Consider the following 15,173-nt stretch of genomic DNA (forward strand, 5'->3'; position numbering starts at 1 on the left):
GGTGAAATGGAGGCAGCGTGATGAGAAATAATGATAATATCCGCATATTAGCTAATCCTTCTGTCAGTCATGGTGAGCCTTTACATATATCTGAAAAGCAGCCGGCAACAATACCTGAAGTTTTATACAGAACGGCGGCGGAGCTTGGGGATACAAAGGGAATCATTTATTTGCAGCCGGATGGAACTGAGGTTTACCAATCATACAGACGACTATGGGATGATGGACTGCGCATTGTGAAGGGGCTTCGCCAATCAGGCCTAAAAGCAAAACAAAGCGTGATTTTGCAGCTTGGTGACAATTCACAGCTTCTCCCTGCGTTCTGGGGGTGTGTGTTAACAGGGGTTGTTCCGGCTCCATTAGCCGTTCCGCCAACGTATGCTGAATCGAGCAGCGGCACTCAAAAGCTGAAAGACGCATGGACGCTTCTTGATAAGCCAGCGGTGATTACGGACCGGGGGATGCATCAGGAAATGCTCGATTGGGCAAAAGAACAAGGGCTTGAAGGGTTCAGGGCAATTATTGTAGAGGATCTGCTCAGCGCTGAAGCGGACACAGATTGGCATCAATCCAGTCCTGAAGACTTAGCGCTTTTATTGCTGACTTCAGGCAGTACGGGAACGCCCAAAGCAGTTATGCTTAATCATCGTAACATTATGAGCATGGTGAAAGGGATTATTCAAATGCAAGGCTTCACCAGAGAGGATATTACGTTTAACTGGATGCCGTTTGACCATGTCGGAGGGATCGGAATGCTGCATTTGCGGGATGTTTATCTTGGCTGTCAGGAAATTAACGTCTCAAGCGAAACGATCTTAATGGAGCCGTTGAAATGGCTGGATTGGATTGATCATTACCGAGCTTCTGTTACGTGGGCGCCGAATTTTGCGTTTGGTCTGGTTACTGATTTTGCAGAAGAAATAAAAGATAAGAAATGGGATCTGTCTTCAATGCGATACATGCTCAATGGCGGTGAAGCAATGGTAGCCAAGGTAGGGCGTAGAATACTTGAGCTTTTAGAACCACATGGACTGCCTGCTGACGCCATCCGACCTGCCTGGGGAATGTCCGAAACTTCATCGGGCGTTATTTTTTCTCATGAATTTACCCGGGCTGGAACAAGTGATGATGATCATTTTGTTGAAATAGGCTCTCCAATCCCCGGCTTCTCTATGAGAATTGTGAATGACCATAATGAATTGGTTGAAGAGGGTGAGATCGGCCGTTTTCAAGTCTCGGGTCTTTCTGTTACTAGCGGTTATTACCAGCGGCCTGATTTGAATGAGAGTGTGTTTACAGAAGACGGCTGGTTTGAAACCGGAGATCTTGGCTTTTTGCGAAACGGGCGCTTAACCATAACAGGCCGTACGAAAGATGCAATTATCATTAACGGCATTAATTATTACAGTCATGCAATTGAGTCTGCAGTTGAAGAATTACCTGAAATTGAAACTTCTTATACTGCTGCTTGCGCTGTCCGTCTGGGCCAGAATTCAACAGATCAGCTGGCTATCTTCTTTGTTACTTCCGCAAAATTAAATGATGAGCAGATGTCTCAGCTTCTTAGAAACATACAAACCCATGTCTCACAGGTGATCGGAGTCACCCCGGAATATTTGCTGCCTGTACAAAAAGAAGAGATTCCAAAAACGGCTATCGGAAAGATCCAGCGCACCCAGCTAAAAACTTCATTTGAAAATGGAGAGTTCGACCACTTGCTACATAAACCCAATCGGATGAACGATGCAGTCCAGGATGAGGGGATACAGCAAGCAGACCAGGTGAAAAGAGTAAGGGAAGAAATACAGAAGCATCTGCTCACCTGTTTGACTGAGGAGCTGCACGTTTCCCACGATTGGGTGGAGCCAAATGCAAATATCCAAAGTCTTGGTGTGAATTCTATCAAGATGATGAAGCTCATTCGATCGATCGAGAAAAACTATCATATCAAACTAACAGCCAGAGAGATACATCAATATCCTACAATTGAACGCTTAGCCAGCTATCTATCAGAACATGAAGACCTCAGCAGCTTGTCTGCTGACAAAAAGGGCACGGACACATATAAAACCGAACCGGAAAGGAGTCAGGCAACTTTTCAGCCTCTCTCTGAGGTTCAAAAAGGATTATGGACATTGCAAAAAATGTCACCCGAAAAAAGTGCATATCACGTACCTCTCTGTTTTAAATTTTCGTCAGGGCTTCACCATGAAACATTCCAGCAGGCTTTCGGCCTTGTATTGAATCAGCACCCAATCTTAAAGCACGTCATCCAAGAGAAAGACGGAGTGCCATTTCTTAAAAATGAGCCAGCACTTTCAATTGAAATCAAGACAGAAAATATCTCAAGTTTGAAAGAGTCTGATATTCCTGCTTTTCTTAGAAAGAAAGTAAAGGAACCGTATGTAAAGGAAAACAGCCCGTTAGTGCGTGTCATGAGCTTTTCCAGATCTGAACAAGAGCATTTTTTATTAGTTGTCATTCACCATTTGATTTTTGACGGAGTTTCGTCTGTCACATTTATACGCAGTCTGTTTGATACCTATCAGCTTCTTTTAAAAGGACAGCAGCCGGAAAAAGCTGTTTCTCCTGCCATTTATCATGATTTTGCGGCATGGGAGAAAAACATGCTTGCCGGCAAAGACGGTGTGAAGCACCGTACATATTGGCAGAAACAGCTATCGGGAACTTTGCCGAATCTTCAGCTGCCTAATGTCAGCGCAAGTTCAGTCGATTCTCAGTTTAGAGAGGATACATACACCAGGCGGTTGTCCAGCGGCTTCATGAATCAGGTCAGAACGTTTGCGAAAGAGCATTCTGTAAATGTCACGACGGTATTCTTAAGCTGCTATATGATGCTGCTTGGCCGTTACACAGGCCAAAAAGAACAGATCGTCGGCATGCCGGCCATGGTGAGGCCGGAAGAAAGATTTGATGATGCCATTGGACATTTTCTCAATATGCTCCCGATTCGGAGTGAGCTGAACCCGGCAGACACTTTTTCTAGCTTTATATCAAAATTGCAATTAACGATATTGGATGGGCTTGATCATGCAGCATATCCTTTTCCAAAAATGGTGAGGGATCTGAATATTCCTCGCAGTCAAGCAGGTTCACCGGTATTTCAAACCGCTTTTTTCTATCAGAATTTTCTTCAATCCGGAAGCTATCAAAGCTTGCTGAGCCGCTATGCTGACTTCTTTTCTGTCGATTTCGTTGAGTATATTCACCAAGAGGGCGAATACGAATTAGTATTTGAACTGTGGGAAACAGAAGAAAAAATGGAGCTGAACATCAAGTACAATACTGGGCTGTTTGATGCGGCTTCTATATCCGCCATGTTCGACCATTTTGTTTATGTAACAGAGCAGGCGATGTTGAATCCTTCTCAGCCTTTAAAAGAGTATTCTTTATTACCTGAGGCAGAGAAGCAGATGATTCTCAAAACATGGAACGCCACAGGAAAAACGTATCCATATATAACTTTTCATGAGTTGTTTGAGCAGCAGGCGAAAAAGACGCCTGATAGAGCGGCTGTCAGCTATGAAGGTCAAACATTGACGTATCGGGAGCTTGATGAGAAAAGCACACAGCTGGCCATTTATTTGCAGGCGCATGGAGTGGGTCCTGACCGTCTGGCGGGGATCTATGTGGATCGATCGCTGGACATGCTAGTGGGTTTATTAGCGATCCTCAAGGCTGGGGGAGCGTATGTGCCGCTAGACCCGTCCTATCCGGCTGAACGATTAGAATACATGCTTGAGGACAGTGAAGTTTTCATTACACTGACGACATCGGAATTAGTAAATACGTTGAGTTGGAACGGTGTCACAACAGCCCTTTTAGATCAAGATTGGGATGAAATTGCTCAAACAGCCTCTGATCGAAAAGTGCTTACACGCACTGTCACGCCAGAGAACTTGGCATATGTCATTTATACATCCGGCAGCACAGGAAAGCCAAAAGGTGTCATGATACCACATAAAGCTTTGACAAACTTTCTCGTTTCGATGGGGGAAACACCAGGTCTTACGGCAGAGGATAAAATGCTTGCTGTCACAACCTACTGTTTTGATATTGCAGCTCTGGAATTATTTTTGCCTTTAATAAAGGGCGCACACTGCTATATTTGTCAAACGGAGCATACAAAAGACGTTGAAAAACTGAAACGGGACATCCGCGCGATCAAACCGACAGTGATGCAGGCAACCCCCGCTACGTGGAAGATGCTCTTTTATTCAGGCTGGGAAAATGAAGAGAGCGTGAAAATTTTATGCGGTGGCGAAGCATTGCCTGAGACATTAAAACGATATTTCTTAGATACGGGCAGCGAAGCCTGGAATATGTTCGGGCCAACCGAAACAACTATCTGGTCAGCGGTTCAGCGCATTAACGTTGAATGCTCTCATGCCACGATAGGAAGGCCAATCGCCAATACACAAATCTATATTACGGATTCTCAGCTCGCGCCAGTGCCGGCAGGTGTTCCGGGTGAGCTGTGCATTGCAGGAGACGGTGTGGCGAAGGGCTACTACAAAAAGGAAGAATTAACGGATTCGAGATTCATTGACAACCCTTTTGAGCCTGGGTCTAAGCTTTATAGAACGGGAGACATGGCCCGTTGGCTTACGGGAGGGCGAATTGAATATATAGGCCGCATCGATAATCAAGTAAAAATCCGCGGATTCCGTATTGAACTTGGTGATATTGAAAGCAGGCTTAGTGAGCATCCCGGCATTCTGGAATGCGTTGTGGTCGCAGATATGGATAACCTAGCTGCCTATTATACAGCTAAACATGCAAATGCTTCTCTCACAGCGAGAGAGCTGCGTCATTTTGTGAAAAACGCTTTGCCTGCCTATATGGTGCCTTCTTATTTTATTCAGCTTGATCATATGCCGTTAACTCCGAACGGAAAGATAGATAGAAACAGCCTTAAGAATATCGATTTATCAGGGGAGCAGCTAAAGCAAAGGCAGACCTCTCCTAAGAACATTCAGGATACTGTTTTTACCATTTGGCAGGAAGTGCTGAAAACGAGTGACATTGAATGGGATGACGGATTTTTCGATGTGGGCGGGGATTCGCTTCTCGCGGTCACTGTGGCTGATCGTATCAAACATGAACTATCCTGTGAGTTTTCTGTCACAGACCTGTTTGAGTATTCAACGATTAAAAATATCAGCCAGTACATCACTGAACAGCGAATGGGCGATGCAAGTGACCATATGCCGACAGACCCGGCAGCTCATATAGAAGATCAGTCTACCGAGATGAGTGATCTCCCGGACTATTATGACGATAGTGTGGCGATTATTGGCATATCGTGTGAATTTCCAGGGGCAAAAAATCATGATGAATTTTGGGAGAACCTCAGAGACGGCAAGGAAAGCATTGCGTTTTTCAATAAAGAAGAGCTTCAGCGCTTTGGCATTTCAAAGGAGATAGCGGAGAATGCCGACTATGTCCCTGCTAAAGCTTCAATTGATGGGAAAGACAGATTTGATCCAAGCTTCTTTCAAATCTCTCCTAAAGACGCTGAATTTATGGACCCTCAGCTTCGGATGCTGCTGACTCATTCATGGAAAGCAATAGAAGATGCCGGTTATGCTGCGAGGCAGATTCCGCAAACCAGTGTTTTTATGTCGGCAAGCAATAATTCTTATCGCGCGCTGCTGCCGTCAGATACAACAGAGAGCCTGGAGACGCCGGACGGCTATGTTTCGTGGGTGCTTGCACAGAGCGGGACGATTCCGACAATGATTTCTCATAAGCTCGGGCTGAGAGGGCCAAGCTATTTTGTCCATGCCAACTGCTCATCCTCTCTGATTGGATTGCATTCTGCCTATAAGAGCCTCCTGTCGGGTGAATCTGATTATGCTTTAGTTGGCGGTGCAACGCTGCATACCGAGTCAAATATCGGATATGTGCATCAGCCTGGGCTGAACTTTTCGAGTGATGGACATATTAAAGCTTTTGACGCTTCAGCTGACGGAATGATAGGCGGTGAGGGCGTTGCTGTTATATTGCTGAAAAAAGCAGCTGATGCAGTAAAGGACGGAGATCATATCTATGCCTTGCTGAGAGGCATTGGTGTAAATAACGACGGCGCTGACAAAGTCGGCTTTTATGCTCCAAGCGTTAAAGGCCAGGCTGACGTGGTCCAACAGGTCATGAATCAAACGAAGATACAGCCTGAATCCATCTGCTATGTAGAAGCACACGGGACCGGAACAAAGCTGGGGGACCCGATCGAGCTGGCGGCTTTAACGAACGTTTACAGGCAATATACAAATAAAACGCAATTTTGCGGCATTGGGTCGGTGAAAACCAATATCGGCCATTTAGATACAGCCGCCGGTCTTGCGGGCTGCATTAAGGTCGTGATGAGTCTTTATCATCAAGAGCTTGCACCGAGTATCAATTATAAGGAGCCGAATCCAAATACAGACTTAGCCAGCTCTCCTTTTTACGTCATCGATCAAAAGAAAACGTTAAGCCGTGAGATCAAAACGCACAGGGCTGCACTTAGCTCGTTCGGGCTTGGCGGGACAAATACCCATGCCATTTTTGAACAATTCAAAAGGGATTCAGATAAGAGAAAGATAGACGGAACCTGCATCGTCCCGATCTCGGCGAAAAATAAAGAGAGGCTGCAAGAGTATGCAGAAGACATTCTGGCCTATTTAGAAAGAAGAGGGCTTGAGAACAGCCAGCTGCCTGATTTTGCGTATACCCTTCAGGTGGGGCGCGAAGCGATGGAGCATCGCGTTGTCTTTATTGCCGATCATGTAAATGAGTTAAAACAGAGGCTCACAGATTTTATCAATGGTAAAACAGCGATTGAAGGCTGTTTTCAAGGAAGTAAGCACAATGCAAGAGAGGTTTCATGGCTGACGGAGGATGAGGACAGCGCTGAACTCATACGTAAGTGGATGGCCAAAGGAAAAGTAAACAAGCTTGCAGAAATGTGGAGCAAGGGAGCGAATATAGATTGGATGCAGCTTTACAAGGGTGAGCGCCCAAACAGAATGAGTCTGCCGACTTATCCATTTGCAAAGGAACGATACTGGCCGTCGCAGGATGACCGCAAACCGGTGGCGCAGATATCCGGAAATCAGACAGGGATCGGCTCTATTCATCCATTGCTTCATCAGAATACATCTGATTTTTCTGAACAGAAATTCAGTTCGGTTTTCACTGGTGACGAATTTTTCCTGAGAGACCATGTGGTAAGAGGAAAGCCTGTGCTTCCTGGTGTTGCGTACCTTGAAATGGCGTACGCGGCTATAAACCAGGCGGCAGGAAGTGAAATTGGCCAAGATGTCAGAATCAGATTGAATCATACAGTCTGGGTTCAGCCTGTTGTGGTTGACAGACATTCAGCTCAAGTGGATATCAGTCTCTTTCCTGAAGAAGATGGAAAAATCACCTTTGACATTTACAGTACACAGGAAGACGGGGACGACCCTGTTATTCATAGTCAAGGCAGTGCGGAGCTGGCATCTGCCGCCGAAACACCAGTCGCAGATCTCACTGAAATGTCACGCCGCTGCGGCAAAGGAAAGATGTCGCCTGATCAATTTTACGAAGAAGGCAGAAGCAGAGGAATGTTCCATGGCCCGGCCTTTCAAGGAATTAAGAATGTGAATATAGGAAACAGAGAGGTTTTGGCGCAGCTGCAGCTTCCAGAAATCGTTTCTGGAACGAATGAACAGTTTGTGCTGCACCCAAGTATCATGGACTCCGCCTTGCAGACAGCAACAATATGCATCATGCAGGAATTGACGGATCAAAAGCTGATTTTGCCATTTGCGCTTGAGGAGCTTGAGGTGATCAAAGGGTGTTCTTCTTCTATGTGGGCTTATGCCCGCTTAAGTGACAGCGATCACTCCGGAGGGGTTGTTCAGAAAGCGGATATCGATGTCATTGACGAGGGTGGAAGCGTATGTGTCAGGATCAAAGGATTCTCAACGAGAGTATTAGAAGGGGAGGTTCATCCTTCAAAGCCTTCAACACGGCACGAACGCTTAATGCTTGAACCGGTGTGGGAAAAACAGAATGAAGAACGAGAGGACGAAGATCCTTCGTACACGGAGCATATCATTGTTCTCTTCGAAACTGAACGAAGTGTCACAGACAGCATTGCCTCCCACATGAAAGATGTCCGTGTGATTACTCTAAACGAAGCTGAAGGACATATTGCTGAACGTTATCAATGTTACATGCAGAACATTTTTGAACTCCTGCAAAGCAAGGTCCGTGAGCTTTCTGCAGGCCGTATCATCATTCAAGCGATTGTTCCGCTGGAAAAAGAGAAGCAATTGTTTGCCGGCGTTTCCGGTCTGTTTAAAACAGCAGAAATAGAGTTCAGCAAACTGACTGCTCAGGTCATCGAAATTGAGAAACCTGAAGAGATGATAGACCTTCACCTCAAGCTGAAAGACGACAGCCGGAGACCATTTGACAAACAGATTCGATATGAGGCTGGATACCGTTTTGTGAAAGGCTGGAGGGAAATGGTGCTTCCTTCAGCTGATACGCTTCACATGCCGTGGAGAGACGAAGGTGTTTATCTAATCACAGGCGGAGCAGGAAGCTTAGGCCTTCTGTTTGCAAAGGAAATTGCCAATCGAACTGGCCGGTCTACTATTGTGCTGACGGGACGATCTGTTTTAAGTGAGGATAAGGAAAACGAACTGGAAGCTCTTCGAAGCATCGGAGCGGAGGTTGTCTATCGGGAGGCTGATGTAAGTGATCAGCATGCGGTTCGTCATCTTTTTGAGGAAATCAAAGAAAGATATGGCACTCTCAATGGAATTATTCACGGTGCAGGCAGCATTAAAGATCACTTCATCATTCATAAAACGAATGAAGAGTTTCAAGAAGTGTTGCAGCCTAAAGTAAGCGGGTTGTTACATGTAGACGAATGCAGCAAGGATTTCCCATTGTACTTTTTCATTTTCTTCTCATCTGTTTCGGGATGTTTAGGAAACGCTGGACAAGCCGATTATGCGGCAGCCAATTCGTTTATGGATGCATTTGCTGAATACCGCCGTTCTCTTGCGGCATCAAAAAAGAGATTCGGCTCCACCATTTCCTTCAATTGGCCGTTATGGGAAGAAGGCGGTATGCAAGTCGGCGCTGAAGATGAAAAGAGAATGCTGAAAACGACGGGAATGGTCCCGATGCCGACAGATAGTGGCTTGAAAGCATTTTATCAAGGGATAGCATCTGATAAGCCGCAAGTTTTTGTGATGGAAGGACAGCTTCAGAAAATGAAGCAAAAACTGCTTTCCGCAGGATCGAAAGCCAAGCGGAACGATCAGAGAAAGGCGGATCAGGATCAAGGACAAACTAGAAAATTGGAAGCAGCCTTAATCCAGATGGTTGGCGCAATTTTGAAAGTAAACACAGACGATATCGATGTCAACACAGAGCTGAGTGAGTACGGATTCGACTCAGTTACATTCACTGTCTTTACAAACAAGATCAACGAAAAATTTCAGTTGGAGCTAACACCGACCATTTTCTTTGAATATGGTAGCGTCCAAAGCCTGGCTGAATATGTAGTTGCTGCGTATCAGGGCGAATGGAATCAAGATGCTACTGCTAAAGGCATAGATGAAAGAACAAACTTAGTGCACAGTTTAAGCAGCCTGGAGGCATCATTAAGCAACATGGTCAGTGCAATTTTAAAAGTAAATAGTGAAGATATTGATGTCAATACAGAGCTGAGTGAATACGGATTTGATTCCGTTACATTTACGGTCTTTACAAACAAGATAAACGAAGAATTTCAGTTGGAGCTAACGCCGACCATTTTCTTTGAATATGGAAGCATCCACAGCCTGGCTGAGTATTTGACCGTTGAACATGGTGACACCCTGGTTCAGGAGCGAGAAAAACCAGAGGGGCAGGAAGAGTTACAGACAAAATCCCCTGAAGCGCCGAAAATCACATCACGTAGAAAGCGCCGCTTTACACAGCCTATTATTGCAAAAGCAGAAAGAAACAAAAAGCAGGCTGCCGATTTTGAGCCGGTTGCAATTGTCGGCATCAGCGGCCGATTCCCTGGCGCTATGGATATAGACGAATTTTGGAAAAACCTAGAAGAAGGAAAAGACAGCATCACAGAAGTTCCAAAAGATCGATGGGATTGGCGGGAGCATTATGGAAACCCAGACACTGACGTCAATAAAACCGACATCAAATGGGGCGGGTTTATTGATGGTGTCGCAGAGTTTGATCCGTTGTTTTTTGGTATTTCGCCGCGAGAAGCTGATTATGTAGACCCTCAGCAGCGCTTGTTAATGACATACGTGTGGAAGGCATTGGAAGATGCGGGTTGCTCGCCGCAAAGCCTTTCGGGGACAGGGACTGGTATCTTTATCGGTACGGGAAACACCGGTTATAAAGATCTATTCCATAGAGCGAATCTTCCAATTGAAGGCCATGCTGCTACAGGTCATATGATTCCTTCGGTAGGCCCGAATAGAATGAGTTATTTTTTAAATATTCATGGTCCGAGCGAGCCAGTAGAGACGGCTTGTTCCAGTTCTCTTGTAGCCATTCACCGTGCTGTGACTGCGATGCAAAACGGTGATTGTGAGATGGCGATCGCTGGAGGCGTGAATACGATCTTAACCGAGGAGGCGCATATTAGCTACAGCAAGGCGGGGATGCTCAGCACAGACGGCAGGTGTAAAACCTTCTCCGCCGATGCGAATGGCTATGTCAGAGGCGAAGGGGTCGGAATGGTCATGTTGAAAAAGCTGGAAGATGCCGAGCGCGACGGAAATCATATTTACGGCGTTATTCGGGGGACAGCGGAAAATCACGGCGGAAGAGCCAATACCCTGACATCGCCTAATCCGAAAGCACAAGCTGATTTGTTGGTGCGTGCATATCGCCAAGCAGGCATAGATCCAAGCACTGTCACATATATCGAAGCACATGGAACAGGGACGGAATTGGGCGATCCGATTGAAATAAATGGGCTGAAAGCTGCGTTTAAGGAACTATCCAATATGAGAGGCGAGAGCCAGCCGGATGTTCCGGATCACCGTTGCGGCATCGGCTCAGTTAAAAGCAATATCGGTCATTTAGAGCTAGCAGCAGGTATTTCCGGTTTGATCAAAGTGCTTTTGCAAATGAAGCATAAAACGTTAGTGAAAAGCCTGCATTGCGAGACGCTTAATCCTTATCTTCAGCTGACTGACAGTCCGTTTTACATCGTTCAGGAAAAACAGGAATGGAAGTCTGTCACAGATCGCGACGGAAACGAGCTTCCGCGCCGTGCCGGAATCAGTTCGTTTGGGATTGGCGGAGTAAACGCGCATATTGTGATTGAAGAATATATGCCAAAAGCCAATTCAGAACACACGGCTACAGAACAGCCAAACGTAATTGTGCTGTCGGCTAAAAATAAAAGCAGGCTGATGGATCGTGCTTCGCAATTGCTTGAGGCGATTCGCAATAAAAAATATACAGATCAGGAGTTGCACCGCATCGCTTACACCCTGCAGGTCGGACGCGAAGAAATGGATGAGCGTCTGGCGTGTGTTGCGGGGACGATGCAGGAACTTGAAAAGAACCTGCAGGCGTTTGTTGACGGTAAGGAAGAAACAGACGAATTTTTCCGGGGACAGTCTCATCGAAATAAAGAGACCCAGACTATTTTTACAGCGGATGAAGATATGGCGTTGGCACTTGATGCTTGGATCAGAAAAAGAAAATACGCCAAACTTGCTGATTTATGGGTCAAAGGGGTCTCAATCCAGTGGAACACATTATACGGAGAGACCAAACCGCGCCTGATCAGCCTCCCTTCATATCCGTTTGCGAAGAATCACTATTGGGTGCCGGCAAAGGAACATTCAGAAAGAGACAAAAAAGAACTGGTTAATGCGATTGAAGATCGGGCTGCATGCTTTTTGACGAAACAATGGAGTTTGAGTCCAATTGGCTCAGCAGTGCCGGGGACAAGAACTGTTGCCATCCTGAGCAATCAAGAGACAGCAGATTTAGCAGCAGAAGTGTCTTCGTATTTTCCGAATCATCTCTTATTAGATGTGAGCCGGATAGAAAATGATCAGTCAGACATTGATTGGAAAGAGTTTGACGGCCTAGTGGATGTCATCGGATGCGGTAAGGATGATGAGGGCCGGCTGGATTGGATTGAATGGGTGCAAAGACTGGTTGAATTCGGGCATAAAGAGGGGCTCAGGCTGCTTTGTGTGACGAAGGGGCTCGAATCGTTTCAAAACACATCTGTCCTGATGGCTGGTGCGTCACGGGCTGGGTTGTATCGAATGCTCCAATGCGAGTACAGCCATCTTATATCAAGGCATATGGATGCTGAGGAGGTTACTGATCATCGCCGTCTCGCGAAGTTGATCGCTGATGAGTTTTATTCCGATTCTCATGATGCCGAGGTTTGCTACAGAGATGGTTTACGGTACCAAGCTTTTCTAAAAGCTCATCCGGAAACAGGTAAGGCCACGGAACAAAGCACGGTCTTCCCGAAAGATCATGTGCTTCTCATTACAGGCGGCACACGAGGCATCGGACTATTATGCGCCCGTCATTTTGCAGAGTGCTATGGAGTGAAAAAACTGGTGCTGACCGGACGAGAACAGCTTCCTCCGCGAGAGGAGTGGGCGCGTTTTAAGACATCAAACACATCATTGGCAGAGAAAATCCAGGCAGTGCGGGAGCTGGAAGCGAAGGGTGTACAGGTGGAGATGCTGTCGCTGACGTTATCTGATGATGCTCAGGTTGAGCAAACGCTGCAACATATCAAGCGAACATTAGGACCGATTGGCGGTGTCATTCATTGTGCAGGTCTGACGGATATGGATACGCTGGCATTTATCCGAAAAACTTCAGATGATATTCAGCGGGTGCTGGAACCTAAGGTGTCAGGTCTTACAACCTTATATCGCCATGTGTGTAACGAGCCTTTACAGTTTTTTGTCTTATTTTCTTCTGTTTCAGCCATTATTCCGGAGCTTTCGGCGGGACAAGCTGACTATGCGATGGCCAATAGCTATATGGATTATTTTGCAGAAGCACATCAGAAACATGCGCCGATCATCAGTGTTCAGTGGCCGAACTGGAAAGAAACCGGTATGGGTGAAGTGACAAATCAAGCGTATCGGGAAAGCGGCTTGTTGAGCATTACGAATTCAGAAGGCTTACGTTTTCTAGATCAAATTGTATCGAAAATGTTCGGACCGGTTGTTCTCCCTGCGATGGCGAATCAAACAAACTGGGAGCCGGAACTGCTGATGAAAAGGAGGAAACCGCATGAGGGCGGTTTGCAGGAAGCTGCTTTACAGAGCCCGCCAGCCAGAGACACTGAAGAGGCCGATGAAGTTTCCAAATGTGATGGGTTATTATCTGAAACACAGTCCTGGCTTGTTGATCTGTTTACCGAAGAGCTGAGAATAGATCGTGAAGACTTCGAGGTTGACGGGGTGTTTCAGGATTATGGCGTGGATTCGATCATTTTGGCACAAGTGCTCCAGCGTATAAACCGCAAATTAGAGGCAGCGCTCGATCCATCGATTCTATATGAATACCCAACAATTCAAAGGTTCGCAGATTGGCTGATCGGTTCTTATTCCGAAAGGCTGTCCGCTTTATTCGGAGGCAGGATATCGGATGCATCAGCACCTTTGGAGAACAAAATAGAGGCGGAGGCATCTGTTTCTGCGAAGGATCGAGCTCTTACACCTCAGATTCAGGCGCCAGCGATTTTGTCACCGGACTCTCATGCAGAAGGTATTGCCGTTGTCGGACTCTCTTGCCGATTCCCTGGGGCAGAGACATTGGAGTCATATTGGTCGTTACTATCCGAGGGGCGTTCGTCAATCGGCCCGATTCCGGCAAAGCGTTGGGGCTGTAAGACGCCATATTATGCCGGCGTGATAGATGGCGTCAGCTATTTTGATCCTGATTTCTTTTTGCTTCACGAAGAAGACGTAAGGGCGATGGATCCGCAAGCACTGCTCGTGTTGGAAGAGTGTCTGAAGCTCTTGTATCACGCCGGTTATACACCTGAGGAAATAAAGGGCAAGCCCGTCGGTGTTTATATCGGAGGCAGAAGCCAGCACAAACCTGATGAAGACAGCCTTGATCATGCCAAGAATCCGATCGTGACAGTCGGCCAAAATTATTTAGCGGCTAATCTTTCACAATTTTTTGATGTCCGCGGCCCGAGTGTTGTAGTTGACACTGCATGCTCGTCAGCTTTGGTCGGCATGAATATGGCCATTCAGGCGCTGCGTGGCGGAGATATTCAATCCGCCATAGTCGGCGGTGTCAGCTTGCTGAGCTCAGATGCCTCTCACAGGCTGTTTGACCGGCGCGGCATTTTAAGCAAGCATTCATTCTTCCATGTGTTTGATGAGCGTGCTGACGGAGTTGTGTTAGGTGAAGGCGTCGGAATGGTCATGTTAAAAACGGTAAAACAGGCACTGGAAGACGGAGATACCATATATGCTGTCGTCAAAGCGGCCTCGGTCAATAACGACGGAAGAACGGCGGGACCTGCAACACCTAACCTTGAGGCGCAAAAGGAAGTCATGAAAGATGCGCTTTTCAAAAGCGGAAAAAAACCAGAGGACATCAGCTATCTTGAGGCAAACGGATCAGGTTCAATCGTAACCGATCTCCTTGAGCTAAAAGCGATCCAATCAGTGTACCGTTCTGGGCACTCAACGCCTCTTTCTCTTGGCTCAATCAAGCCGAACATCGGGCATCCGCTATGTGCTGAAGGGATCGCCAGCTTCATTAAGGTTGTGCTGATGCTGAAAGAGCGCCGCTTTGTCCCATTTTTATCAGGTGAAAAAAAGATGGCGCATTTCGATCAACAGAAAGCGAACATCACGTTCAGCCGAGCCCTGGAAAAATGGACAGATTCGCAGCCTACTGCGGCTATTAACTGCTTTGCCGATGGGGGGACGAATGTCCATGTCATCGTAGAGGCGTGGGAAAAAGATGAAAAACACGCCATCAAGCGCAGTCCAAAATCGCCTCCTCAATTAAAGAAACGAATGCTTTCGCCAGGCGAGACAAAGCTGGAAGCGGAGACTTCGAAAATGACTGCGGCAAACATATGGGATACTTATGAGGTGGAGGTCTAACGTGAAAAAGATAACGAAACA

At 46.5% G+C, this 15,173-nt stretch carries 2 protein-coding genes (1 of these 2 cut by a window edge); both read left to right on the forward strand.

What is annotated here, in order from left to right; translation table 11 throughout:
- Positions 1 to 20 precede the first annotated feature (20 nt).
- Positions 21 to 15,152 carry a polyketide synthase PksJ gene (pksJ, locus tag NSQ16_RS09185; protein ID WP_339232695.1) on the forward strand — a complete coding sequence of 5,044 codons (15,132 nt, stop codon included), beginning with the start codon at positions 21 to 23 and terminating at the stop codon, positions 15,150 to 15,152.
- Positions 15,136 to 15,173 carry the 5' portion of a polyketide synthase PksL gene (gene pksL / locus NSQ16_RS09190; RefSeq protein WP_339232697.1) on the forward strand. The gene runs 13,591 nt beyond the window's last position, so only the first 38 of its 13,629 coding nucleotides appear in the window; it begins with the start codon at positions 15,136 to 15,138; its stop codon lies beyond the right edge, outside the window. Before pksJ ends, pksL begins: the two co-directional genes overlap by 17 nt.

The sequence above is a fragment of the Bacillus sp. PS108 genome (assembly GCF_037963335.1).
Taxonomy (GTDB): Bacteria; Bacillota; Bacilli; order Bacillales; family Bacillaceae; genus Bacillus; species Bacillus subtilis.